This is a genomic window from Ottowia sp. oral taxon 894, assembly GCF_001262075.1.
Lineage (GTDB): Bacteria > Pseudomonadota > Gammaproteobacteria > Burkholderiales > Burkholderiaceae_C > Ottowia > Ottowia massiliensis.
On record NZ_CP012073.1, the window covers coordinates 1,107,832 to 1,131,926 of the forward strand.

Sequence of the window (24,095 nt, forward strand, 5' to 3'; positions counted from 1 at the left end):
CTCGCGCATGCCTGACCTGCGCCCTGCCCTGCTCTTTCGCCTCACGGCCAAACCGTGAGCAGGCTTTGAGGGGCCTTGCTTTTTCCGCCTTCTGCCAGGCAAAACCGGGGGCAGGTGCATGTTCCGCTCCCAACGCAATCGGCCCTCACTCATGAAAAAGGGCCGGTGAAAACCGGCCCTTTCGGCATGGACGCAAACAGCTGCGTCAGGCGCCTGCGCGGCGGCGGCGCCAGCCGCCCACGCCTGCCATCAGCGCTGACAACGCCGCCAGCATGGGCCAGCCCAGCGTGGGCACGGAAACCGGAGCGCCCGGAGTTGGCGGGCCGCTTTGGGTTTCGGCAAAGTTGTTGCCGGTAGATCCCGTGGCGGGCACCGTGAGCGTGATGGTGCTGTTGCCCGTGCCGCTGCCGCCGGTGTCAGCCGTGCCGCCCGCGCCGCGCGTGTTGTAGGCGTTGGTGTAGCCCGATGGCTGCGTTTCGGTGATGGTGCAACTCGCGCCTGCGGGCACGTTGGCGAAGCTGTAGCTGCCGTCAGCGCCTGTTGTCGTGGTGGCGCTGTGTGCCGGGCTGGTGCAGGCCAGCGCCACGGTGACGCCGCTGATGCCAGGGTCAGTGCCGTTGCCGTTGTCGGTGGTGTTGGCGGGCGAGCTGGCTTCGCGGTAGACGCGGCCGGAGACCGTCACGCCGGAGCCGCCTCCGATCTGGGTTTCAGCAAAGTTGTTGCCGGTCGAGCCTGTGGCAGGCACCGTGAGCGTGATGGTGCTGTTGCCCGTGCCGCTGCCGCCGGTGTCAGCCGTGCCGCCCGCGCCGCGCGTGTTGTAGGCGTTGGTGTAGCCCGATGGCTGTGTTTCGGTGATGGTGCAACTCGCGCCTGCGGGCACGTTGGCGAAGCTGTAGCTGCCGTCAGCTCCTGTTGTCGTGGTGGCGCTGTGCGCCGGGCTGGTGCAGGCCAGCGCCACGGTGACGCCGCTGATGCCAGGGTCAGTGCCGTTGCCGTTGTCGGTGGTGTTGGCGGGCGAGCTGGCTTCGCGGTAGACGCGGCCGGAGACCGTCACGCCGGAGCCGCCTCCGATCTGGGTTTCAGCAAAGTTGTTGCCGGTCGAGCCTGTGGCAGGCAGGTTGGCGATGGTGATGGTGCTGTTGCCTGTGCCGCTGCTGCCGGTGTCGCCCGTGGCGGCCGTGCCGCGCGTGTTGTAGGCGTTGGCGTAGCCCGTGGGCTGGGTTTCCACCACGGTGCATTGCGCGCCTGCGGTCAGGCCGCCAAAGCGGTAGGAGCCGTCAGCGCCCGTTGTGGTTGTGGCGGTGTGCACGGGGTTGGTGCAGGCCAGCGTCAGGGTCACGCCGCTGATGCCAGGGTCGGTGGCGTTGCCGTCATCGGTGGTATTGGCGGGCGAGCTGGCTTCGCGGTAGACGCGGCCGGCGATGAAGGTGCTCGTGTCCTTCACTTTGGTGAGCACGCGGTTGGAGCCAGGGTTGCGCGCCAGCAGGGTGGCGGAGTCGGCGCGGTAGTCGTTCACGTACTGGTTGCCGTCGCTGTTGCCGCTGGCAATGACCGGGACGATGAGTTCATACGCCGTGTTGATGGGCACGGTGCCGGTGCGGCCATAGGCCAGGGCCATGAAGGCTGTGGCATCGCCAATGGCGGCCGGGCAGTTGGCCGAGCCGAATTGCGCCACGGTGCACCAGTTGGTGCTGCTGGCGCTGTTGCTGCCGGTGCCCTGCACGTTGTGGCTGGCGTCGTTGGGACTGTTGCGGTTGATGTGGGCCGGGGCGTTGCTGGTGTAGAGCACCACCATCGCGGGGTCGGCTGTGAGCGCATGCCCGGCCACGGGGGCGGCAATGGGCGCTGCGAGCTTGAGCGCGCCCGCGTAGCTGCTGCTGCGGCCATCGCTGGCGTAGGGCAGCACGTCAAGAATGCGCAGCTGGTCCAGGTGGGTGCCGGTGGCGGCATAGTACAGCGTGTAGGTGAAGCCCGTGTTGAGCGGCACTTCAGCGTGGCTCACGCTCTTTTTGAGCAGCACGGTGGTTTCGGCGCGCGTGCGCACTTTCCAGTTGCTGAAGCTGCAGCTCTGGCCGCTTTTGCAGACAAAGCCGTTGGCGCCACGGTAGATGGCCTTCAGGCGGCCATTGGCCGTGGAGTCGGCAAAAGTGGAGTTGAGCAGCTGCACGCCATTGGGCGCCGAGAGGCTGACCTGCGCCTGATAGCGCAGGGGCGGCAGATTGGCTGCCGCGCTGCCCAGCTCGGTGTGCTTGACGGGCTGGTTGGGCAGCGTCCACTTGCACGCCGTGTAGCCTGTGGGCACCGAGTTGGCGTCAAAGGGGCCGCCGGAAGGCGTTGTGCCAGCGGCAGAGCAGTCGGGATCGGCAATGGCCGTGCCGCCCAGCGTGCTGGTGCCGGGCATGTAGCTCATGTGTTGCGGCAGTACGTCCCACACGGTGACGGTGGTGGTGTGGTCAGCCGTGGAGCTGGCGGCGTTGACGGTGATCTTGTAGTCCAGCAGGCTGCCGGGGGCCACGGCGCGGCCATCCAGCAGTGAAGCGTCGTTTTCCGATTTGCTGACGGCGATGTATTCCGTTTCGCGGATGCGCATCACGTCGCTGCCCTGCCTGATGTTGCCTGGCGCTATTTGCCACATGGCCTGGTTGGGCGCGATGGCGCCCAGCGTGGAGTCGCCCTGCGCGAAGGCGCGGCCCGGCGCGTTGTCCGTGCCGGAGAAGGCATAGGTGGCATTGGCCTGCAACGGGATGTAGTAGAGGGTATTGACCGCCTTACCGTAGGTGCTGTAGGAGCCGCGAACGCGGGTGATGTCTTTCAGGCTCTTGCCTGCGGCCTGCAGCGAGGCGATGGAGTCGTACCAGGTCACGCCGTCCGAGTCGCCGCAAGTGCTGTCGGACTGGGCCGAGCCGCTCCAGGCCACGCTAGGCCACGTGTCGGGATATTCCGTGGTGGTGGTGTTGTAGCTGTTCCAGGTGCCGCTGGCGGAGATGCCATTGCCGCCCACGCCCAGCTCCCAGGTCACGGCGGCCGAGCCTGCTTGCGGCAAGGTCAGGATGCCCGTTTTCACGTCCACCCGGGAATCGCTGGACGGCAAGGCGTTGGCGAAGCTCAGGCGCGTGTTGTCGATGCGCTCGCAGATGTAGCCGGCAGGCATGTCGTCAGTGCCGGCGTTGATGACGTGCAGCCGCGCGTCAAAGTGCTGGCCGGGGCCAGCCTGCCGCACGTAGGTATCGTCCGAAAGGGAAGGGTCTGCGATGGCGTAGGTCACGCCCGCCTTGCGCGAGCCGCCGGGGCGCAGCGAATACAGCTTGCTGAGCGAGCCGCCCGTGGTGCGGCGCACAAGCGCCTTGTCCTCGCCGCTGGAAGGCGGATTGGCCTGCCCGGTAACGGATGTGCCGTTAAGCGAGACCTTGTTGATGACTTCTTCGTAAACGTTGGGCGTGAAATCAGTCACCGGAGCCCACAGCAGCACGGACTTGCTGGCCACCCACCACTGGTTGGCCGAATCCAGCAGGTTGCTCGTATTGACCACGGTGCCCGGACCGGTGCCCTTGCGCGTGGGGTAGTGCTTAAGCGAGAAGTCCACGCCCGATACCGTCAGCGTGGCCGTCTTCGCACCCACATTCACGCTGGTGGCCTTGCAGTCGCCGCCGTTGGCCACGGTGGTGTTGTCGGTGGAAACCGCACCGGTGTCATTGACTTCGAAATAGGTGTTGTCAAACCCGTTGCCCAGGCGGGTCAGGGAGTAATCCCAGTTGCCGCAACCGTCGTGCTTGCCTGCGCCCATGAGCGCGCGGGCGAAACCGGGCACGTCAATGTTCCAATCAACCAGACGCAGGTTCGGAAACTTGGCGCCATTGTCAAAGTTGTCTTCCAGCGTGAAATCGGGCTTGAGCGCCTCCAGTCCCCGGCGCGCGCCCTCGGCATAAATCCCGATGTTGTAGCCCATCACGTAGCCATCTTCGCCATTGGGGCCGGAGCGGGGTATGAACACGCCGCCGCCTGAAGAACGGGTTTTCTTCACCTTCCAGCGCGGCGCGGCGGAAACCGTGACCACGGGCGCGCCGTAGGTGGGCGTGCTGGGGTGCGAGGGTTCATTGAGCGTGCGGGGATTGGAGCGCGCCGGGTTGCCGTCGGACTGATACGTGACGGTGGGGGCGGCAATGGTGGCGCCGTTGGGCGCATCACCGCTGACGGTGTAGCTGAAAGACAGATTGCTGCCGCTGAGCAGCTGCGGCTGGGCGCAAAAGAGCTTGAGGCCGTCGGCCGTGACGCCCGATACGCCTGCAGGCGGCGGATCGCTCACGGGCGTGGCCGAAATGTTCTGGCAACCGTCCGCGCCGGAAGGAATGTCGGTTACGCGGAAGTACGCAATGCGCGGATTGGCCGGGCCGGTGTAGCCGGCAGGCAGCGTGGTGGCGCCCATCTCCAGCGTAACCAGGCTGTTGGCCGCTTCGGGAGCGAGCGTGTAGCTCACGCGGTACATCACCTGGTCATTGGTGCGCACGATGGCATCAGAAGGGGAGTTGTCCAGCCCCACGCCTGCCGAGCCGTCGAACGGCAGCGAGCCGGAAGCGGCCATGCCCATCGCAAAGTCGCTCACGGCCGCATGAGCTGACGAAGCCATGCAAGCCGCTGCCAGCACAGACAGGCCAGCAGCCAGGCGCAGCCTTGCGCAGCGCACGGCATCCGCGCATGTTTGTTTCATATCAATATTCCACATGAAGAAAATGAAAAGAAGCGCATCCTATCGGCAGTTCACATTTGTTTCAAGTGATCTATGCCAAACGGCAATAATCGCCAGATTATTCGTGCATTGAAACAAATATCTTGTTTCAATAAATTTTTCTGCGACACATTTTGACTGGATGGATTTTTGAAATGCTCTCCTCCCTGGCCGCCATCAAAGGCATGAACGACATCCTGCCGCCCGACTCCGCCCGCTGGGAGTGGCTGGAAGAGGTGGTGCGGCGCACCATGCGGCGCTTTGCCTTTGCCAACATCCGCACGCCCATCGTGGAGCACACGGCGCTGTTTGCGCGCGGGCTGGGCGAAAACACCGATGTGGTGGAAAAGGAGATGTATTCCTTTCAGGACCGCAACGACAAATACGGCGACGCCGACCACCTCACCTTGCGTCCTGAAAACACCGCCGGCGTGGTGCGCGCCGCCATTGAGCACAACTTGCTGTATGGCGGCGGCCAGCGTCTGTATTACATGGGCCCCATGTTCCGGCGCGAGCGGCCCCAGCGCGGGCGCTACCGGCAGTTTCACCAGATTGGCGCGGAAGCACTGGGCTTTGCGGGCGCGCAGGTGGATGCCGAAATGATTTTGCTGGCCGTGGCCTTGTGGCGCGAGCTGGGCATCAGCCGCTGGCGGCTGGAACTCAACAGCCTGGGCCAGCCCGAAGAGCGCCGCGAGCACCGCGCCGCCCTCATCGCCTACTTTGAAGCGCACGCCAGCGAGCTGGACGAAGACGCCCGCCGCCGCCTGCACGCCAACCCGCTGCGCATTCTGGACACCAAAAACCCCGCCATGCAGGCGCTGGTGGAAGGCGCGCCACGGCTCATGGACTATCTGGGCGAGGCTTCGCTGGCTCACTTTCACGCCGTGCAGGCCATGCTGGATGCGGCTGGCGTGCCCTGGAGCGTGAACCCGCGCCTGGTGCGCGGGCTGGATTACTACAACCTCACTGTTTTTGAATTCATCACCGACAGCCTGGGCGCACAAGGCACCATCTGCGGCGGCGGCCGCTATGACTATCTGATTGGCCAAATGGGCGGCAAGCCCGCCCCCGCCGTGGGCTGGGCCATCGGCGCGGAGCGCGTGCTAGAGCTGCTGAAAGAAGAAGGCGTGGCCGCGCCGCAAAGCGTGCCGGATGCCTACGCCATCATCCCCGACGCCGCCGCGCTGCCGCAGGCCATGCGCTGTCTGCACGCGCTGCGCGCACAAGGCGTGGCCGTGCAAATGCACGCCAGCGCCGAAGAAGCGCCGGGCAGCATGAAAAGCCAGTTCAAACGGGCCGACGCCAGCGGTGCGCGCTTTGCCCTCATCTTCGGCGCCGACGAGCTGGCCGCCGGCCAGGTCACGCTCAAAGCCCTGCGCGACGGCGTGGGCGAGCAAACGCGCCAGCCGCTGGACGGCGTGGCCGCCTGGAGCCGCGCGCTGCTGGCGTGAGCTTGACAAGCTGGCAAGAAGAAGGCCCTATTCGCTCCTTTATTAAGAGCATGACGTCCTAGTGGAAAGTGCGCTGAAGCCGTTTTCAGCCTCTTTAATTCGCTCCTCTTTTTGAGCTGCTTCCCGCTGAGCGCGGCGGTGGCGGCTCGCCCTAGAATGCGCCGCTTCATTTGACCCCCGCGCCGCGCGCAAGACACCGCATCATGGCAACACAGCACTTGGACCTTGAAGAGCAGGAACAGCTCGCCCAGCTCAAACACTTCTGGAACCGCTGGGGCAACCTCATTACCTGGGCGCTCATTGCCGTGCTTGGCGCGTTCGCCGCCTGGAACGGCTGGAACTTCTGGCAGCAGCGGCAAGCCGTGCAGGCCGCCGCCCTGTATGACCAGATGGAAGCGGCCACGCAAGCCGGCGATGTGGAGCGCACCACGCGCGTGCTCGCTGACATGCAGGCCAGCTACCCCGGTGCCGAATACGCCGCGCAAGCCGCGCTGCTGGCCGCCAAAACGCTGGTGGAAAAAGAAAAAACCGCCGAAGCCAAGGCGGCGCTGGCCTGGGTGGCCGAGAAGGCGGCCGACAGCGGGCTGCAAGCCACAGCCCGTCTGCGCCTGGCCTCCCTTCTGTACGCCGACAAGGCGTATGACGAGGCGCTGCAACAGCTCTCGGCCCGCTTCGACCCCGCTTTCGCGCCGCTGGCGGCCGACCGCCGTGGCGACGTGCTGCTGGCGCAAGGCAAAAAAGACCTGGCCATTGCCGAATACGGCAAGGCCTACCAGGGCCTGACGCAAGCGCGCAGCGAATATGGCCGCCTGGTGGGCGTCAAACTGACGGCGCTGGGCATCGACCCCGAAGCGGGGGCGGCAAAGTCGGGAGAAGCGAAATGAAAGCCCCGCGTTTTTCCCTCTGCGCCGCCGCGCTGGCCGCCGCGCTGCTGGCGGCGTGCTCGTCTGGCTCGCCCCGGCCTGAACCGGCCAAGCTGCAAGCCATTGATCCCGTGATTGACGTCAGCCAGGCCTGGGCGGCCAAGCTCGGCAGCACGGTCAATTTCCCCTTGCAGCCGCAGGTGCTGGGCAATCGCGTGGTGCTGGCCGCCGATGACGGCACAGTGGCCGAGTTTGACGCTGCCAACGGCCAGCGCCTGTGGAGCGCGAACGCAGGCGACGCGCTCACCGCCGGCGTGGGCAGCGACGGCCACACCAGCGCCGTGGTCACCCGCAGCAACCAAGTGGTGGCGCTGGCCGAGGGCCGCGTGCTCTGGAAACACAAGCTGGGCACGCAAAGCTACACCGCGCCGCTGGTGGCGGGCGGGCGCGTGTTCGTGCTGGGCGCAGACCGCTCGCTCACGGCGCTGGATGGCCGCACAGGCGCGCGCCTGTGGCGCGCCGACCGCCAGGCCGAGCCGCTGGTGCTGCGCCAGTCGGGCGTGCTACTGGCCGTGGGCAACACGCTGGTGGCGGGCCTGTCGGGCCGCCTGGCGGGCGTCGACCCGGACACGGGCGCTTCCCGCTGGGAAGTGCCGCTGGCCGCTGCGCGCGGCGTGAACGATGTGGAAAAACTCGTCGATCTGGTCGGCCCCGTGAGCCGGCAAGGCAGCGTCATTTGCGCCCGCGCCTTTCAGGCCGCCGTGGGCTGCGTGGACGCAGCCAGCGGCAAGCTGCTGTGGAGCAAGCCCGCCAAGGGCGATGCGGGCGTGCGCGGCAACGAGCAAAGCCTGTTCGGCGCGGAGTCCGACGGCCAGCTGGTGGCCTGGAAGGCCGCCACTGGCGAGCGCATCTGGAGCACCAAAGAGCTGCTCTGGCGGCGCCTGACCGCGCCGCTGGCGCTGGGCCGCTCGATCATCGTGGGCGACGAAGAAGGCTGGCTGCACATGCTCTCGCGCGAAGACGGCAGCCCCGTCAACCGGCTGAAAACCGACGGCTCGCCCATTGCCGCCGCGCCCGTGGCGGCAGGCGGCGCGCTGGTGGCCGTCACCCGCTCCGGCGGCGTGTTCGCCTTCCGCCCCGACTGATGGACTGATTGCAGGCTGCGCGCGCGATGAAACCCGTTCTGGCCCTTGTGGGGCGGCCCAATGTGGGCAAGTCCACGCTGTTCAACCGCCTGACCAAAAGCCGCGACGCCATCGTGGCCGACTTTGCGGGCCTCACGCGCGACCGCCACTACGGCACGGGCCGCATGGGGCAGCGCGAATACATCGTGATCGACACCGGCGGCTTCGAGCCGGAAGCGGGCGAAGGCAGCATCTTTCGCGAAATGGCCCGCCAGACGCGGCAGGCCATTGCCGAGGCCGATGCCGTCATCTTCGTGGTGGACGCGCGCGCGGGCCTGGCCGGGCAAGACCACGACATCGCCAATGAACTGCGCCGCCTGGGCAAGCCCTGTCTGCTGGTGGCCAACAAGGCCGAAGGCATGCGCGAAGGCGCGCAGCTGGCCGAGTTCTACGAGCTGGGGCTGGGCGAAGTCATCGCCGTCTCCGCCGCCCACGGGCAAGGCGTGCGCTCCATGCTCGACCGCGCGCTGGACGCGCTGGGCCTGCCCGAGCCTGACGACGAACAGCCGGCGCAAGACGATCACAGCCCCATCCGCCTGGCCGTGGCGGGCCGCCCCAACGTGGGCAAGTCCACGCTCATCAACACCTGGCTGGGCGAAGAGCGCCTGGTGGCTTTTGACCTGCCCGGCACCACGCGCGACGCCATCACCGTGCCCTTCGAGCGCGGCGGCCAGATGTTCGAGCTGATCGACACGGCGGGCCTGCGCCGCAAGGGCCGCGTGTTCGAGGCCGTGGAAAAGTTCTCCGTCGTCAAAACCTTGCAGGCCATTGAATCGGCCAACGTCGTTCTTTTGCTGCTGGACGCCACGCAAGGCGTGACCGACCAGGACGCGCACATTGCCGGCTTCATCCACGAAACGGGCCGCGCCGTGGTGCTGGCCGTGAACAAGTGGGACGCGGTGGACGCCTACCAGCGCCAGCTCGTGCAGCGCAGCATCGAGGCGCGGCTGGCCTTCATGAAATTCGCCGAGCTGCATTTCATCTCTGCCCAAAAGCGCCAGGGCCTGGCCCCGCTGTGGGGTGCCATTGCCCGCGCCCGCCAGGCCGCCATGCGCAAGCTGCCCACGCCGCAGCTCACGCGCCTGCTGCATGAAGCCGTGCAGTTCCAGGCCCCCAAGCGCAGCGGCATGTACCGCCCCAAGCTGCGCTACGCGCACCAGGGCGGCATGAACCCGCCCGTCGTCGTCATTCACGGCAACTCGCTCGAAGGCGTGACCGACGCCTACAAGCGCTACCTGGAAGGACGCTTTCGCAAGGCGTTCGATCTGACAGGCACGCCGCTGCGCATCGAGCTGAAAAGCGCCCGCAACCCCTATGCGGACAAGGCGCCCTGACGCACTGCCCCTCTTGAAGCGGCGGCCCGCATCCCCAGATGCCAGCGGCTGCCGCGTTGGCGCGGGCTTCACGCGCGGAGCCAGACAGGCTCTGAAACCCCGTGCTATGGTGTAGCTTCCTTTCCATTACTTTTGAACACGGAGAATATCGTGAGCAACAAAGGACAACTCCTCCAAGACCCCTTCCTCAACACCCTGCGCCGCGAGCACGTGCCGGTGTCCATCTACCTGGTCAATGGCATCAAGCTGCAAGGGCAGATTGAGTCGTTTGACCAATACGTCGTGCTGCTGCGCAACACCGTCACGCAAATGGTTTACAAGCACGCCATTTCCACCATCGTGCCGGGCCGCGCCGTCAGCTTCTCCGTGGCAGCCGAAACGCCCGCCGCCGAAGCGCCGTGAAAACCGCCCTCCCGCGCCCGGTATGACCGCCTCAAACGCTCCTGATCCAGGAGCGTTTGCCGTTTCTGGCGGCTCATTCGCCTGCCCGCTCCGCACGGCTCAGGCAAACAGGCAAAGGCACACCTTCAATCAGCTCCTTTATTCGTAGCAAGCTTTCACGCTATACATGCGATAAACGGCTTTTCAAGGCCCCTGAATCAGCTTCTCTTTCAGTAGCAATCCGTCTCATGACACAGCCTGCGCACAGCGGCCCCAGCCTCTTTCTTCAGATACCTTGACTTCAAACGCCTCTTCCTTCACTTCCTCCCGCGCCGCTGAAGCGCCGCCAGCCGCCGTGCTGGTGGGCGTGGACTTTGGCGAGCCTCATTTCGATGCCGGTTTGCAGGAGCTGGGCCTGCTGGCCGCCACGGCGGGCCTGAACCCCGTGGCGCGCATCACCTGCAAGCGGCGCGCGCCCGATGCCGCCTTGTTCGTGGGCAGCGGCAAGGCCGAGGAAATCCGCATGCTGGCCATTGAGCATGGCGCAAAGGAGGTGCTGTTCGATCAGGCGCTCTCGCCCGTGCAGCAGCGCAATCTGGAACAGGCCATCGGGCTGCCCGTCAATGACCGCACGCTGATCATTCTGGACATCTTCGCGCAGCGCGCCCGCAGCCACGAGGGCAAGCTGCAAGTGGAGCTGGCCCGCCTGCAATACCTGGCCACGCGCCTGGTGCGCCGCTGGAGCCACCTGGAGCGCCAGCAAGGCGGCATTGGCACGCGCGGCGGCCCCGGCGAAACGCAGATTGAGCTGGACCGCCGCATGATTGGCGAGGCCATCAAGCGCACCAAGGAGCGCCTGGCCAAAGTCAAGCGCCAGCGCCAGACGCAGCGCCGCCAGCGCCAGCGGCGCGAGACGCTTTCCGTCTCGTTCGTGGGCTACACCAACGCCGGCAAGTCCACCTTGTTCAATGCGCTGACCAAGGCGCGCGCCTACGCTGCCGACCAGCTTTTCGCCACGCTGGACACCACCACGCGCCAGCTCTATCTGGCGGGCGCGGACGAAGCCAGCGGAGCAGACGGAGCCGGCACAGAAACAGGCTGGGCGGCCGGGCGCGTCGTTTCCCTGTCTGACACCGTGGGCTTCATCCGCGATTTGCCGCACGGCCTGATTGAAGCCTTCGAGGCCACTTTGCAGGAGGCGGCCGATGCCGATTTGCTGCTGCATGTGGTGGATGCTTCCAACCCCGGCCACCTCGAGCAAATGGATGAAGTGCGCCGCGTGCTGGGCGAAATTGGCGCGGCTGACGTGCCGCAGTGGCTCATCTTCAACAAGCTCGACGCGCTGCCCGAAAGCCAGCGCCCCGCACAACTGGCGGGCAGCATGGAAATGCAAGGCCGCCGCCTGCCGCGCCTGTTCGTCAGCGCCCGCAGCGGCGAGGGCCTGCCCGGGTTGCGCGCGGCTTTGTCCGAATGGGCCAGGCCGCACGGCCAGACGGCGCGGCTGCCGCAAGCCCAGCCTGTGTCTGAATCTGCATCTGAAACGCTTGGGCACAATCCACCCCATTTCCCTTCCGCTTGCACGCCCGGCGATCCCCGGTTTTTGCCAGACGCATGACATCCAGCCTGTTTTCTTCCCTTTTAGGCCGCCTCTCGGGCCGCCTCCCGGGCCGCCGCCCCGCCGCCACGCTCAACCTGAATGACCCGCGCTGGGGCCGGGGCCATGAAGACCGCCCTGACGAGTCCAACGCCAGCCCGCCTCCCGAAGGCGCTGAAGGCGGCCAGCCGCAAGACCCCCAGCGCCCGCAGCCGCCAGAGCTGCCCCGCCCGCATTCGTCTGGCGGCGGCCAGCAGCCGCCTGATCTGGATGAGCTGTGGAACGACTTCAGCCGCAAGCTCGGCGGCCTTTTCGGCGGCAGCCAGCCGCCTGGCCGCCGTGGCCGCTCTTCGCCTTCTTCACCGGTTTCGCCCGGCAGCGCGGGCGCGGGCCTGGCCCTGCTGGCGGGCGCGGCCGCGCTCGTGTGGCTGGGCACGGGCTTTTTCATCGTGCAAGAAGGGCAAAACGCCGTCATCACCCAGTTCGGCCGGTACCACTCCACCGTGATGGACGCGGGCCTGCACTGGCGGCTGCCCTGGCCCATTCAGCGGCAGGAAACCGTCAATGTCACGCAAATCCGCTCGGTCGATGTGGGCGGCGACATCATCATCCCCGCCACGGGCCTGCGCACCTCGGCCATGCTCACGTCGGACGAAAACATCGTTGAAGTCAAGTTCGCCGTGCAATACCGCCTGAGCGACGCGCGCGCCTACCTGTTTGAAAGCAAGCTCCCCGACGACGCCCTTCGCCAGGCCAGCGAAAGCGCCGTGCGCGAAGTGCTGGGCAACATGAAGATGGACGCTGCCCTGTCGGAAGAGCGCGACCAGATCGCCCCCCGCGTGCGCGAGCTGACCCAGAAAATCCTGGACCGCTACCGCATCGGCATTGAAGTCATCGCCGTGAACATGCAGCAAGGCGGCGCGCAGCCGCCCGAGCAGGTGAAAGCCGCGTTTGACGACGTGAACAAGGCCAACCAGGAACGCGAGCGCGCCAAAAACCTGGCGCAAGCCTACGCCAACGACGTGGTGCCCCGCGCCAAAGGCGCCGCCGCCCGCCTCACGCAGGAAGCTGAAGGCTACAAGGCCCGCATCACCGCCCAAGCCGAAGGCGACGCCCAGCGCTTTGCCGCCGTCCTGGCCCAGTACCAGAAAGCGCCGCAAGTCACGCGCGAGCGCATGTATCTGGACGCCATGCAGGACATCTACGCCCGCGCCCGCAAAGTGCTGGTGGACAGCCGCGCTGGCGGCAACCTGCTTTACCTGCCGCTGGACAAGCTCATGCAGCAAACCGGCGCACCAGGCGAAGCCGGCAGCGCCGCCGCAAACCAGGCCGCAAGCCCCGCGAACGCCCAAGCCGCCCAGCCCGCGCAAGCGCCTGCCGCCTCCGCCACATTCGACACCCGCGCGCGCGACAACGCCCGCAGCCGCGACTACCGCTAACCCACCGACCACCCGCCTTCCATGAACAAAACCGGATTCATCGGCGCCAGCCTCTTGCTCGCATTGGCCGCGCTGGCCTCCAGCCTGTTCGTGGTGGACCAGCGCCAGTTCGGCGTGGTCTACCAGTTCGGCCAAATCCAGCGCGTCATCAACGAACCGGGCCTGTACGGCAAGATTCCCCTCATCCAGACCGTCGCCTACATCGACAAGCGCCTGCTCACCCTCGACAGCCAGGACCTGCAACCGCTGCTCACCAAGGAAAAACAGCGCATCGTCATCGACTGGTACGCGCGCTGGCGCATCACCGACCCGCAAGCCTACGTGCGCAACTTCGGCAGCACCAGCGAAGGCGCGGGCGCGCAGCAGCTCAACCGCGTGGTGCGCAACGCCTTCCAGGAAGAAATCAACCGCCGCAACGTGCGCGAGCTGCTTTCTTCCCGGCGCGACGAAATGATGGCCGACGTCAAAAAAGAAGTGCTCGGCGCCGTGCGGGGCAGCAAGCCCTGGGGCATCGACGTCACCGACGTGCGCATCACCCGCATCGACTACGCCGAATCCATCACCAGCGACGTCTACCGCCGCATGGAAGCCGAACGCGAGCGCGTGGCCAAGGAGCTGCGCGCCACGGGCGCCGCCGAAGGCGAGCAAATCCGCGCCGAAGCTGACCGCCAGCGCGAAGTCATCCTGGCCGACGCCTACCGCGAAGCCCAGAAAATCAAGGGCGAAGGCGACAGCGCCGCCAACGCCGCCTACGCCGAAGCCTTTGGCAAAGACCCGCAATTCGCCCAGTTCTGGCGCAGCCTGGACGCCTGGCGCGCCAGCGTCGGCCAACAGGGCGACGTTCTGGTCATCGACCCTGCGGCCTCTGACTTTTTCAAGGGCATGCAGGCTGGCCCTGCCGCCAGACCTTGAAGGCCAGTCCCGGAAAGATGCTGTTGTTTTGATAGCTGCCCGCGCCCGTATTCAAAGGACTGGAGCCGTTTTTGCTCCTTTTTTGAATGGCCAGGCCGCGAACAGGTTCTGAAATCCAGACAGGAGAGCACGACATGATGAAAATCCTTCTCGCCGTCGATGGCAGCCCCTACACCAAGAAAATGCTGGCCTACCTGGCCGCGCACGATGAACTGCTGGGCAACGGCGCCCGGCATGCCTACACCGTCATCACCGTGCAGGCCGCCCTGCCCCCGCGCGCCCGCGCCGCCCTGAGCAAGGAAATGGTGGACGGCTACTATGCCGAAGAGGCCGCCAAAGTGCTTGACCCCGTTGCCAAATTCATGGCCCAGCATGGCGCAACGCCCGCCACCGTGGCCGCCATTGGCAGTGCGGGCGAAGAAATCGCCAAATACGCCGAGCAGGGCCAATTCGACCTCATCGTCATGGGCGCGCGCGGCCACAGCCCTTTGAGCAAGCTCGTCATGGGTTCTGTCAGCACCAAGGTGCTGGCCAGTTGCAGCACGCCCGTGCTGCTCATCCGCTGATCATCTGCCCCGTGGCAGCCTTTCCGCCAGTTCGCTGCAATTTCGATAGCTGCCAGCGCCCTATCCACGGGCGCTGGCGGCGTTTTTGTCTGCCCAACAGTCCTGACGCCCAAGCACTTCGGCAACGATGGCGGCTGGCCCATGCAAGCGCCACGGGCCTTGTTCAACGCGCTCTCCATCATCGTGCCAGGCAGCGGACTGATTCGTGGCAGAAAAAGAGCGGCAAAGCGGCCCATAGCAAAGACATCCAGGAGGCGGCATGACACACGAAAAACAGGCTTCGGCCCGTCAGGGCTTCTGGCGTCTATGGGGATGGCCTCTGGCGCTGGCCTTTGTCACTCTCACGGGCCTGACGGCGGCCCTGTTCAGCGAAGGCGGCTTTGGCGACTGGCTCGCCTCTGCCTGCCTGGCCGCGCCCGTGCTGGCATGCGTGTGGTTCGGCTGGCTGCGCCGCAGCAAGCGCAGACAGACAGCTGCAGAAGACGGGCCGGACCCAACGCCAGGCGCGCAGCCATAAAAAAACGCCCTTGCGGGCGTTTCGGCGCATGAGCGCGGCAAGTGGCGGAGAGAGAGGGATTCGAACCCTCGATACGGGAGAACCGCATACCGGATTTCGAGTCCGGCGCATTCGACCACTCTGCCATCTCTCCGCAAAGGGCAAGCGGCGGATTCTAGCGGACACGGCAATGGCGCTGCAGGCAGCGCCAAACCGGAACAATCGGAAGACCGCTTTTGAAACAGGAGCAAATTTGAGGAGCCAAAATCCCTTGATGTCCTAGTCGAATCTGGGAATCATGCTATTGGTAAAAGAGCAAGACGAACCCGCTCCGACTTGCTCCTAAAAGCATCAGGCCAGCTTGATTTCCACGGGGATATTGCCGCGCGTGGCATTGGAATAAGGGCAAACCTGGTGCGCGCCATCCACCAGGGCCTGCGCAGCGGCGCGGTCCATGCCGGGCAGGCTGACCGTCAGGCGCACGGCAATGCCAAAGCCATGAACGGTAGGGCCGAGATCGACTTCGGCATCCACCGCCAGATCGGCGGGCAGAGTGACGTTCTGCTTGCCCGCCACGACCTTGATGGCGCCAATGAAGCAGGCCGAATAGCCCGCTGCAAACATTTGCTCGGGGTTGGTTCCCGTGCCTTGTCCAGGCGAGCTGAGGGTGACTTGCAGGCGGCCATCATCGCTGCGTGCCTGGCCGTCGCGGCCGCCGGTGGTGTGCGTGCGGGCGGTGTAGAGCACTTTGTCAAGGGTAGTGGTCATGGTGTTTTCCTTTCGACAGGGGTTGAAGAAACGAGTTGCTGGCGCAGGGCGTGCAATTGCGAAGCAAGCGCCCTCGCCTCGGATGGAGCCAGGCCGGTGGCGGCCAGCATGCAGGCGGGCACGTGGGCCGCACGCTCGCGCAGCGCCCGGCCTGCGGGGGTCAAAACAATGCGCACGCGGCGCTCATCCTGCGCATCACGCTGGCGTTGCAACCAGCCTGCGGCCTGCATGCGCTTGAGTAGCGGCGTGAGGGTGCCTGAATCCAGCGCCACGCGCTCACCCAGAGCAGAAACACTGATGCCGTCTTCCTCCCACAGCGCCATGAGAGTGATGTACTGCGGATACGTCAGCCCCAGCTCACCGAGCAACGGCTGGTAGCGGCGCGTGAGCGCCAGCGAGGTGGCATAAACGGCAAAACACAGCTGCTGATCCAGCAGCTGTGTTTCGTCGGAGGAGGCGGAAGTCATGAGGGGGATTATTTTTGGCAATCAAATTGCTGTCAATTGAATTGCATAAAACAATGTCGTTGGCAAGGTCTATGGCTGGCCAGCGCGCCGGAACACAAAACGGGATGGCTCATCGTCCAGAACGGCTGCGGTCAAGAAGACGATCCATGCCATGCCGCAATTGCGGCTGCGCTTTGAACGAAGTCAATCACTGCAAGACGGCCCGTCCTATCCTTTTCAGGGCTAGCGCGCTTCTTGACGTCAGAAATCTGGCGGGAAAGGCATTCCCGCTTCATATGAAAAACGCCTCCCGCAGGAGGCGTTTGCAGTGAAAGGCGAAAACCTCGCCCTATTTGGTCAGGATGAGCTTTCCCTGCCGGGTGGCCTGGAGGCGGTACACCGCGCCGTTATGGATGATTTCGACCTGCTTGCGACCCTGGAGAAGCTGCTCGCTGCGAATGGCAGCCAGGGCGGCGGCGGGCGCAGATGGCTGGGAGGCTGGCTTGCCTGCAACAGCGGCGGCGCTGGCATGAGGCGAGGACATGGCTGAAGACTCCTTGGCTGATGGGAAAGGCAGGCAGCAGCCTCAGGGCTGCTTCTCTGGCTCGGTGATGAAACCTATCTTTTTCAGGCCAGCCTGCTGGGCGGCAGCCATGGCCTTCGCCACGCGCTCGTAGCGCACGTCTTTATCGCCGCGAATGTGCAAGTCAGGCTGAGGATTTCTGGCGGCGGCCTTGGCAAAGAGGCTGGAAAGCTCGCCGTCCGGCACGGGAGCGTCATCTATGAAATACGCGCCATCTGCCTGCACGGCCAGGCTGAGCGTCTGTGGTTTGGTGTCTTCCGGCTCGTTGCTGGCCTTGGGCAGCTCGATGGTGACGGAGTGCTTCATCACCGGAACGGTGATGATGAACACGATGAGCAGCACCAGCATGACATCAATGAACGGGATCATGTTGATCTCGCCCATGACTTCATCGGTGTTGTCGCTGACTTGTCCGGCCACGGCGCTCTCCTTCAGGCTTTCTTCATGCGGATGATGTTGCCTTCGACCGAAGCGGCCGTGACCCGGGCGCCAGTGATGTAGAAAGCGTGCAGGTCATGCGCGAAGCGGTGCAGGCGGCCCAGAATGGCCTTGTTTCCGCGCACCAGCACGTTGTAGCCCAGCACGGCGGGAATGGCCACGGCCAGGCCAAAGCCGGTCATGATGAGCGCCTCGCCAATGGGGCCGGCCACCTTGTCAATGCTGGCCTGCCCCGACAGACCAATGCTCATGAGCGCGTGATAAATGCCCCAAACCGTGCCAAACAGCCCCACGAATGGTGCTGTAGAGCCGACCGAGGCCAGGATGACCAGGCCCGATTGCAGGCGGGCCGTGATGTTGTCGATGCTGTGGTTGAGCGCGCTGCGTATCCAGTCATTGATGTCGAGCGAATCATGCAGCTGAGGCGTGGTGGCGCGATAGTGGGCTGCGGCTTCTCGGCCTTCTTCCGCCACAAGCTTGAACGGGTTGCCCGCGCCGCTTCCCAGGCTGCCCAGGGCGGCATCCAGGTCAGCGTTGTGCCAGAAACCAGGCACCTTCCTGGCCTGCCCTTGCACGCGCAGAATGCCCAGCCCCTTGATGATGATGACGCACCATGACAGCACGGACATGGATGCCAGAATGACGAACACGATGCGGGTGACGATGTCGCCCTGCGCCCAGAGGTGCATCAGGCCAAATTCGGAATTCATTTCTTGTTGCTCCAGATAAAACTGTTCAGATTGATCAATCGTTCAGCACCCATTTCACCGGGACGTTGAACCACATGTCTTCCGGCACGCCCAAGCGGGTGCCGGGCACGAAACGCCATTTGCGGACGGCTTCCAGGGCTGCCACATCCAGCCGCTCGAAGCCGCTGGATTTGTGAATGAGGACGTCCTTGGCGGTGCCATCGGCGCCGACCAGCACTTTCAGCATGACCGTTCCCGTTTCGCCCAGCCGCTTGCTCATGGGGGGGTATTGCGGTCTCGGGTTGTTCAGGTAGGAGGCCTTGCTGGAAGGCAGCGTCACATGCGGCTCGCCAGAGCCGGATGTGCCGGAGGGCGGGCCAGGCGGTCCCGGCGGCCCGGAATATGCAACGGGCGGCGCTGGCTCCGGATCGGGCTGGACGTTTTCCGCAGGCGCAGGCGGCACTGACATGGCCGTGGGTGAGGCATCCGCCACTGGCAACGGCGCAGGCACAGGCGCTGGCTTGGGCGGCGCGGGCTGTTTTTTCGGCGGTTTGGGTTTGGGCTTGGGGGGCTTCGGCGGCGGTGGCTCGGGCGGCGGGGGAGCAGGCGGCGGCGGCTTGGGCGGCGTTGGCGCGGGCGGATCCGGCAGAGAAGGCGGCACCTCCTCAATGATGGGCACCGCCGCCGTGATCAGCTCAGCGGCAATGACCGGCACCTTGGGCGGCTCCAGCGGCGGGCGCTCCAGGCCGCGCTGCACGGCCCAAAGCGCACCGCCGTGCGCCAGCACCACAATGCCAGCCACCAGCAAATCGCGGCCAAGCTCCATTGGCTGTGCGAATGGATTGGAATCACTCATAGAAAGGGAAAAGCGCAGCTACAAAAAAGAGTGCGGCTGCGCACTCTTGAACACACTTTGACGCGCCGCTCATCGCTTCAAGAACGGCAGCAGGCTAAAGCGCGGATTTTGAAACGTAAACGAGAAATTATATTGATTTCGTTCCGCCAGCAGGCGCGCCTTCTGCTCCCCAAAAACGGCTTTTCAGCGCTTGAACACCCACACCAGCGATCCCAGCACAAACGCCAGGCCGCCAGTCAGTGCGAAAAGAGTGGAAGTCATGCCGCAGGCTCCATCAGGAAGAGAAGACATTTAATGCAAATGAATTGCATTTGCGCAAGTCTAGCACGGAGCCTGCTGTTTCAATACGCGTGTATCCCGAATAGCCTCATGACAACAGACGGATCGTTCTGGCTTCTGAAAAGCGATTTGCGGCGCTGATTTCATCAAGAGACCATCTGCCTTGACGCTCAAACCAGCGCCTTGAGCAGGCACGCTTGGCGCATGCCTCTCTGTCAAAGCTGGGGCGCCCCTATCCAGCCAGAGCGGCTGACTCAAGCAGGCAAAGCGCGCTGCATGCGCCACTGGCAACCATTGGACTGCACCTGATTGGATGCCCGCGCCAGCTCCAGCAGCGCGCCGTGCAGCAAGGCCAGCATGAACAGATAGAACAGATTGCCGCTGTTATGCGAAAAAAAGACCTGTGTCAGGCCAAAGCCCATGTAAGCCATGACGAGGGCGACGCCCGCCAGCCGCAGGGTAAAGGCGCGGCGGCGAGCGGCGGCAGGAGCGGCCTGCTGCCGCTCGCGGGTGGGCCAGAACACGGCCAGTGGCACGGCGTAGAAAGCCAGCACGGCGAGCGCGCCCGCCAACCCCCGGCGCACGAAAGCATCCAGCACTTCGTTGTGGGCATGGCTGAAGCGCAACACGGAAGGCGGGGCTTGGCCGCGTTCGACGAGGGCCTGCTTTTCCCGTTCATAACCCGCGCGGCCCCAGCCCGACAGGGGCTTTTGCAGACCCATGCGCCAGGCCATTTGCCAGTGCGCAAAGCGATGGCCCACGGAGGTATCGGCCTGCTCGGTTTCCATGAATTGCTGCGTTTCCTGCGCAGCGGTTTCCATGCGCTCCAGCAAAGGCGTTTGCAGGGTGAGCGCGAGGGCGGCCAGCCCCGCGAGCAAAGCAGCGGCGCTGGCCTTGAGCGCGCGCGCGGGCAGGTGGCGCGCCATCAGTGCGGCCAGCACGGGCAGCAGCAGCGCCAGTGCCAGCCAGCCGCCGCGCGTTTGCGACAGCAGCGAGGCCAGCAGCCCCATGAAAGCGCCGCCCGCCAGCGCGGCGCGCTGCCAGCGCGGCCACGTCTGCCAAAGCGCGGCCAGGCCCAGCAGACACAACAGGCCCACCAGCAGGCTGAGGTCGCCATACTGGATGGCGTTGGTGTAGCCCGTGGCGCGGGGCAGGCGCTGAACAAAGGTTTGCCACAGGGCAATGCCGCCCGCGCCCCAGGCCCCGGCGGCCATGCCGTTCCACAGCGCCGCCACGCTGGGGCCACGCCAGGCCAGCATGAACAGGCACGGCAGCGCGGCGATGTATTTGGCCGGGCGATCCAGCGCCGCACTGCCTTGCAGGCCGGTTTCAGCCAGAAAGTAGCAGGCCATGCCGCACATGGCCGCCGCCAGCGCCCAGGTGCTGGCCGCCACGCGGGCGCGCCGCCACTGCGGCCAGGTGAGCAAGGCCAGCAGCAGCAGCCATGCCGCGCCCCACGAATAGCCCGAAGGCAGCCACAAAGCCAGCCCCGGCACCATGAAAGCGCCCAGCCGGATGCCGGCGGGAATGCCTTTTTCCAGGGCACAGCGCAGGGGCGGCATCAGCGGCGCACGCACTCGGTCAGGTGCGCGGCATCGTATTTGAGCGCGGCATAGCGGAAGAACGACTCCTGCGCCACGATGTAGCAAAAGAGAAAGCCTTCGCCGCCGCACAGAAAGCCGCGCCGCAGCACGTAAAGGCGCAAGAAAATGGACAAGGCCGATCCCAACCCGCGCAGCACGCCGCCCTTTTTGCCCTGGCGCGCGCGCTTGGCCGCGCCCAGCATGGCGTATTGCGTGAGCTTTTCCAGGCTGCCGCGCACGGTTTCGCGCGAGTGGTGCAGCAGCTTGGCCTTGAGCAGGCGGTGCGGCAGGCCGGCGCGCGTGACGGCGTGCTCGTGCACCGCGCCTTCATAGCGCAGCAGCGAGGCGGTTTTGAACAGGCGCACCACGCCGCCGGTGGATTTCATCAGCGTCAGCGGCCGCCCATAGGCCACCTGCTCCCACAGCACTTCCCAAATGGCGTCGTCGCCGCTGGCGGCCACGGCCTGGATTTCAGCGCGCAGATCGGGGCCGATTTCTTCGTCGGCATCCAGAAAAAAGATGTATTCGGCCTGGCAGGCGGCAATCTGGTGGTTGCGCTGGGGGCCAAAGCCGCGCCAGTCGGGCCGGTGCACGATTTGCGCGCCCATGCGCTCGGCAATGGCGCAAGTCTGGTCGGTAGAGCCGCTGTCCACCACCACCACCTGGTCGGCAAAGGCGGCGCTGCGCAGGCAGTTTTCGATATGGCGCTCTTCATTGAGCGTGAGCACGGCAATGCACAGCGTGCCCTTGCCCAGCGGCGGCTCGCTCCAGCGCGACGCGTCAAAGGCGGAGGCTGCGCGATCGGGAACGTGATCCGCCTGCGGAACAAATGCCTGGTCTGGCGCCAGGTTGCGATGCAGCGTGAGGGCTTGTGGCATGTCGGATTCGTGATCGTGGTTGGAAGGCTGCGCCGGAGCAGCAAGCGACAGCAGGCCGCGCTGCCAGCGCCAGTCCCAGGCGCCGCGCAGGCGGCCCCACATGCGGGCCACCAGGCCCGGCTTGGGCAGCAGCAGGCGCACTGGCAGCGAAAGGGCCGTGCCCAGCAGCAGCCGCCAGCGCAGGCGCAGAGCTTGTGCCTGCCCCATGTGGCGGCGCGAAAAAATGAGTTTCGACTGTGCGTGGTGGTAACCGCGCAGATATTCGGCCCGCCACGGGCGCTGGCCCCGCACCGAGCCGCGCGAGCGGTGGCGCGCCCGCACCTGCGGCGCAATGATCATGGGCCGCCGGGCCTGCTTCAGGCGCAGGCACAAGTCATCGTCTTCGTAGTAGAGAAAAAAGCGCTCGTCAAACCAGCCCACGTCGGTAAAACGCTCCATGCGCCAGAGCATGGCCGCGCCGCAAACAAAGCCCACGCAGCACTCGCCCACGGCGCCCGCGCCCCTGGCAGGCCAGTCGGTCAGGGCGAAGCGGTAGTTCACCTCCGCGCCGCCGCCCGCTTCCACCAGCTGGGGGGCGACGATGGCGGCGTCCGGCCAGCGGCGGGCGGCTTCCAGCAGGGCGGCAATGGCCTGCGGCTGCATGTCGCAGTCGGGATTGAGCAGCAAGGCAAAGGGCGTGGCCACCTGCGCCAGCCCCCGGTTGTTGGCCGCGCCAAAGCCCAGGTTGCGCGGCAGCGCCAGCACGCGCGCCTGCGGCAGGTGGCGGCTGACTTGCTGCGCCGAGCCGTCGTCGCTGCCGTTGTCCACCACGATGACATGCGGGCACGCACGCAGCAGCGCGCCCTGCCGCGCAAAGCAGTGCGCGCTGTTGTAGCTGACCATGACGATGGTGACTTGCGCCAGCGCGGCAGAAAGCGCGGCGGCGTCTGCGTCGGCAGGTGCGGGGGCAGGAGCCTGGCTTGCTTGCAATTGATTTCACAAAAATGCCGCCGCAGGGACGCTGCGGCGGCGGGGTGACGGGCGGATGAGGTTGGGCCGCTTTTGAAAACGGCCCGGAAACCGGGCCGCAGAAACCGCGCCATGGCAGGGGATTTTTGCTCCTTGATTCATAGCTGGAAGTCCCCGCCAAATGTGCGCAAGAGCCGTTTTTTATAGCCTGAATTCGCTCCTATTTCTGAGGCGCGATGCCGCATGCCGGGAGCTTTCAGTGCCCGCTTTTGAAAACCTCTCCCTCCTTGAGGCGGTAGATGCGCCCGCAATAAGCGCAGTGCGCCTCGCGCTGGTGCGAGAGGTCCAGGTACACGCGCGGGTGCATGTTCCACAGCTGCATGTTGGCCTTGGGGTTGGGGCAGCAGGTGCTGCCTTCGTGGCTGAGGTCGGCAACGGACAGCTCGACGACTTCGGGCGTGGCGATCTGGCTCATGGCTTGGGCGCTCCGGCAAGGGGGTCAGACGGCGCTCAGCCAGTGGGCATAACGGGCGTTTTTGCCGCCCACGATGTCGAAGAAGGCGCTCTGGATTTTTTCCGTCACCGGCCCGCGCTGGCCTGCGCCCAGCGTCACGCGGTCCAGCTCGCGGATGGGCGTGACTTCCGCTGCCGTGCCCGTGAAAAAGGCTTCGTCGGCGATATACACCTCATCGCGCGTGATGCGCTTTTGCACTACTTCCAGCCCCAGGTCCTTGGCGATATGGAACACCGTGTTGCGCGTGATGCCGTTGAGCGCCCCGGCAGACAAATCGGGCGTGTAAATCACGCCATCCTTGACGATGAAGACGTTCTCGCCCGAGCCTTCGCTCACGAAGCCCGCCGTGTCCAGCAGCAGCGCCTCGTCATAGCCATCGTCCGTGGCCTCCATGTTGGCGAGGATGGAATTGGTGTAGTTGCTCACCGCCTTGGCCTGCGTCATGGTGATGTTCACATGGTGGCGCGCGTAGCTGCTGGTCTTGACGCGGATGCCGCGCGCCAGGCCATCAGCGCCCAGGTAGGCGCCCCAGGGCCAGGCCGCCACCATCACATGCACCTTGTTGCCCCTGGGGCTGACGCCCAGTTTTTCGGAACCCAGCCACACCAGCGGGCGGATGTAGCCGCTTTTCAGGCCATTGGCGCGGATGACCTGCTTTTGCGCCTCATTGACCTGCTCCTCGGTGAAAGGCATGTGTATGCGCAGCACCTTGGCGCTGTTGAACAGCCGGCGGGTGTGCTCCGGCAGGCGGAAGATGGCCGTGCCGCTGGCGGTTTCATAGGCGCGCACGCCTTCAAACACGCCACAGCCATAGTGCAGGGTGTGGGTGAGCACGTGGACCTTGGCTTCACGCCAGTCCACCAGCTGGCCGTCCAGCCAGATCTTGCCGTCGTGGTCGTCCAGGGAAGGGACGGGTGTGCTCATGGGAGTGTCCTTTTTGCAGGTGTCGTAACAAAACTGCAAATTGTAGGCGCGCCCTGCGGCGGCAGGCTCCGCAAGGCAGGCAAAGGCGAGCCTCAAACCGCGCCGCAGAAAAAGCGCCATCCCGCGCGCTTTCCGGCCTTCAGGTTTTCTGCACGCTGCTTTCCAGAGCCTGTCCTGGAGTTTTCCGCGCCTTTCGCACCCGCAGACAGGCTTGGCACAGGCTTTCAGGCGGCATGTTTGCCAGGG

The 24,095-nt window shown here is 65.4% G+C and carries 21 protein-coding genes and 1 tRNA gene; 10 read left to right on the forward strand and 12 right to left on the reverse strand.

The window, feature by feature from the left end:
* Positions 1–205: 205 nt before the first annotated feature.
* Entirely contained in the window at positions 206–4,705 is a 4,500-nt protein-coding gene (locus ADJ79_RS04685) for an SdrD B-like domain-containing protein (protein ID WP_050715000.1), read from the reverse strand.
* Between the two features lie 173 nt (positions 4,706–4,878).
* Between ADJ79_RS04685 and hisS the strand changes: the two genes are divergently transcribed.
* The 10 genes from hisS (at position 4,879) to ADJ79_RS04735 (ending at position 14,964) form a co-directional block, all read left to right on the forward strand.
* Positions 4,879–6,174, forward strand: a complete 1,296-nt coding sequence (hisS, locus tag ADJ79_RS04690) for a histidine--tRNA ligase (RefSeq protein ID WP_050715001.1) — start codon at positions 4,879–4,881, stop codon at positions 6,172–6,174.
* A gap of 203 nt (positions 6,175–6,377) precedes the next feature.
* Complete coding sequence (locus ADJ79_RS04695; protein WP_050715002.1) at positions 6,378–7,058, forward strand: tetratricopeptide repeat protein; 681 nt, start codon at positions 6,378–6,380, stop codon at positions 7,056–7,058.
* Entirely contained in the window at positions 7,055–8,182 is a 1,128-nt protein-coding gene (bamB, locus tag ADJ79_RS04700) for an outer membrane protein assembly factor BamB (RefSeq protein WP_050715003.1), read from the forward strand. Before ADJ79_RS04695 ends, bamB begins: the two co-directional genes overlap by 4 nt.
* Before the next feature lie 26 nt (positions 8,183–8,208).
* On the forward strand, positions 8,209–9,555 hold the full coding sequence (gene der / locus ADJ79_RS04705; protein WP_050716410.1) for a ribosome biogenesis GTPase Der: 1,347 nt from the start codon (positions 8,209–8,211) through the stop codon (positions 9,553–9,555).
* A gap of 132 nt (positions 9,556–9,687) precedes the next feature.
* Positions 9,688–9,957, forward strand: coding sequence for an RNA chaperone Hfq (gene hfq / locus ADJ79_RS04710; RefSeq protein ID WP_082202994.1), 270 nt, complete (start codon positions 9,688–9,690; stop codon positions 9,955–9,957).
* 274 nt (positions 9,958–10,231) lie between these two features.
* Positions 10,232–11,551, forward strand: coding sequence for a GTPase HflX (gene hflX / locus ADJ79_RS04715; RefSeq protein ID WP_371256916.1), 1,320 nt, complete (start codon positions 10,232–10,234; stop codon positions 11,549–11,551).
* Positions 11,548–12,969, forward strand: coding sequence for an FtsH protease activity modulator HflK (gene hflK / locus ADJ79_RS04720; RefSeq protein ID WP_050715004.1), 1,422 nt, complete (start codon positions 11,548–11,550; stop codon positions 12,967–12,969). Before hflX ends, hflK begins: the two co-directional genes overlap by 4 nt.
* A gap of 21 nt (positions 12,970–12,990) precedes the next feature.
* The gene (gene hflC, locus ADJ79_RS04725) at positions 12,991–13,881 is read left to right on the forward strand and encodes a protease modulator HflC (RefSeq protein WP_050715005.1); all 891 of its coding nucleotides are present in this window, start codon (positions 12,991–12,993) and stop codon (positions 13,879–13,881) included.
* 137 nt (positions 13,882–14,018) lie between these two features.
* Complete coding sequence (locus ADJ79_RS04730) at positions 14,019–14,447, forward strand: universal stress protein (protein ID WP_050716412.1); 429 nt, start codon at positions 14,019–14,021, stop codon at positions 14,445–14,447.
* 259 nt (positions 14,448–14,706) lie between these two features.
* Positions 14,707–14,964 carry a hypothetical protein gene (locus tag ADJ79_RS04735; protein WP_050715006.1) on the forward strand — a complete coding sequence of 86 codons (258 nt, stop codon included), beginning with the start codon at positions 14,707–14,709 and terminating at the stop codon, positions 14,962–14,964.
* Between the two features lie 42 nt (positions 14,965–15,006).
* Here the strand turns inward: ADJ79_RS04735 and ADJ79_RS04740 are convergent.
* From ADJ79_RS04740 to ADJ79_RS04795, 11 genes are all read right to left on the reverse strand, one after another.
* Positions 15,007–15,097, reverse strand: a tRNA-Ser gene (locus tag ADJ79_RS04740).
* A 197-nt stretch (positions 15,098–15,294) separates the two neighbouring features.
* Complete coding sequence (locus tag ADJ79_RS04745; protein WP_050715007.1) at positions 15,295–15,711, reverse strand: organic hydroperoxide resistance protein; 417 nt, start codon at positions 15,709–15,711, stop codon at positions 15,295–15,297.
* Complete coding sequence (locus ADJ79_RS04750; protein WP_050715008.1) at positions 15,708–16,178, reverse strand: MarR family winged helix-turn-helix transcriptional regulator; 471 nt, start codon at positions 16,176–16,178, stop codon at positions 15,708–15,710. The genes ADJ79_RS04745 and ADJ79_RS04750 overlap by 4 nt, the downstream gene beginning before the upstream one ends.
* Before the next feature lie 328 nt (positions 16,179–16,506).
* Complete coding sequence (gene hemP, locus ADJ79_RS04755) at positions 16,507–16,701, reverse strand: hemin uptake protein HemP (RefSeq protein WP_050715009.1); 195 nt, start codon at positions 16,699–16,701, stop codon at positions 16,507–16,509.
* 42 nt (positions 16,702–16,743) lie between these two features.
* Positions 16,744–17,160 carry an ExbD/TolR family protein gene (locus ADJ79_RS04760; RefSeq protein WP_371256920.1) on the reverse strand — a complete coding sequence of 139 codons (417 nt, stop codon included), beginning with the start codon at positions 17,158–17,160 and terminating at the stop codon, positions 16,744–16,746.
* Positions 17,161–17,171: 11 nt separating this feature from the next.
* Positions 17,172–17,888 carry a MotA/TolQ/ExbB proton channel family protein gene (locus ADJ79_RS04765; RefSeq protein WP_050715010.1) on the reverse strand — a complete coding sequence of 239 codons (717 nt, stop codon included), beginning with the start codon at positions 17,886–17,888 and terminating at the stop codon, positions 17,172–17,174.
* A gap of 34 nt (positions 17,889–17,922) precedes the next feature.
* A complete protein-coding gene (locus tag ADJ79_RS04770) occupies positions 17,923–18,693 on the reverse strand; it encodes an energy transducer TonB (RefSeq protein WP_050715011.1) in 771 nt (256 codons plus the stop codon).
* A gap of 563 nt (positions 18,694–19,256) precedes the next feature.
* Positions 19,257–20,564, reverse strand: coding sequence for an O-antigen ligase (locus tag ADJ79_RS04775; protein WP_050716414.1), 1,308 nt, complete (start codon positions 20,562–20,564; stop codon positions 19,257–19,259).
* Positions 20,564–22,432 (reverse strand): glycosyltransferase, encoded by a 1,869-nt coding sequence (locus tag ADJ79_RS15685; protein WP_371256922.1) that lies wholly within the window; start codon positions 22,430–22,432, stop codon positions 20,564–20,566. Before ADJ79_RS15685 ends, ADJ79_RS04775 begins: the two co-directional genes overlap by 1 nt.
* A gap of 235 nt (positions 22,433–22,667) precedes the next feature.
* Positions 22,668–22,886 (reverse strand): zinc-finger domain-containing protein, encoded by a 219-nt coding sequence (locus tag ADJ79_RS04790; protein ID WP_050715012.1) that lies wholly within the window; start codon positions 22,884–22,886, stop codon positions 22,668–22,670.
* Between the two features lie 24 nt (positions 22,887–22,910).
* A complete protein-coding gene (locus ADJ79_RS04795; RefSeq protein WP_050716416.1) occupies positions 22,911–23,849 on the reverse strand; it encodes a branched-chain amino acid transaminase in 939 nt (312 codons plus the stop codon).
* Between the last annotated feature and the right edge of the window lie 246 nt (positions 23,850–24,095).

Excerpts from the sequence above, each read along its gene's own strand:
- hflC (WP_050715005.1), top strand. The coding sequence starts at position 12,991 with ATGAACAAAACCGGATTCATCGGCGCCAGCCTCTTGCTCGCATTGGCC.
- der (WP_050716410.1), top strand. The coding sequence starts at position 8,209 with ATGAAACCCGTTCTGGCCCTTGTGGGGCGGCCCAATGTGGGCAAGTCC.
- ADJ79_RS04685 (WP_050715000.1), bottom strand. The coding sequence starts at position 4,705 with ATGAAACAAACATGCGCGGATGCCGTGCGCTGCGCAAGGCTGCGCCTG.
- hemP (WP_050715009.1), bottom strand. The coding sequence starts at position 16,701 with ATGTCCTCGCCTCATGCCAGCGCCGCCGCTGTTGCAGGCAAGCCAGCC.
- ADJ79_RS04790 (WP_050715012.1), bottom strand. The coding sequence starts at position 22,886 with ATGAGCCAGATCGCCACGCCCGAAGTCGTCGAGCTGTCCGTTGCCGAC.
- ADJ79_RS04770 (WP_050715011.1), bottom strand. The coding sequence starts at position 18,693 with ATGGAGCTTGGCCGCGATTTGCTGGTGGCTGGCATTGTGGTGCTGGCG.
- ADJ79_RS04730 (WP_050716412.1), top strand. The coding sequence starts at position 14,019 with ATGAAAATCCTTCTCGCCGTCGATGGCAGCCCCTACACCAAGAAAATG.
- hflK (WP_050715004.1), top strand. The coding sequence starts at position 11,548 with ATGACATCCAGCCTGTTTTCTTCCCTTTTAGGCCGCCTCTCGGGCCGC.
- ADJ79_RS04795 (WP_050716416.1), bottom strand. The coding sequence starts at position 23,849 with ATGAGCACACCCGTCCCTTCCCTGGACGACCACGACGGCAAGATCTGG.
- ADJ79_RS04695 (WP_050715002.1), top strand. The coding sequence starts at position 6,378 with ATGGCAACACAGCACTTGGACCTTGAAGAGCAGGAACAGCTCGCCCAG.
- ADJ79_RS04745 (WP_050715007.1), bottom strand. The coding sequence starts at position 15,711 with ATGACCACTACCCTTGACAAAGTGCTCTACACCGCCCGCACGCACACC.
- bamB (WP_050715003.1), top strand. The coding sequence starts at position 7,055 with ATGAAAGCCCCGCGTTTTTCCCTCTGCGCCGCCGCGCTGGCCGCCGCG.
- ADJ79_RS04750 (WP_050715008.1), bottom strand. The coding sequence starts at position 16,178 with ATGACTTCCGCCTCCTCCGACGAAACACAGCTGCTGGATCAGCAGCTG.
- ADJ79_RS04775 (WP_050716414.1), bottom strand. The coding sequence starts at position 20,564 with ATGCCGCCCCTGCGCTGTGCCCTGGAAAAAGGCATTCCCGCCGGCATC.
- hisS (WP_050715001.1), top strand. The coding sequence starts at position 4,879 with ATGCTCTCCTCCCTGGCCGCCATCAAAGGCATGAACGACATCCTGCCG.
- ADJ79_RS04735 (WP_050715006.1), top strand. The coding sequence starts at position 14,707 with ATGACACACGAAAAACAGGCTTCGGCCCGTCAGGGCTTCTGGCGTCTA.
- ADJ79_RS04765 (WP_050715010.1), bottom strand. The coding sequence starts at position 17,888 with ATGAATTCCGAATTTGGCCTGATGCACCTCTGGGCGCAGGGCGACATC.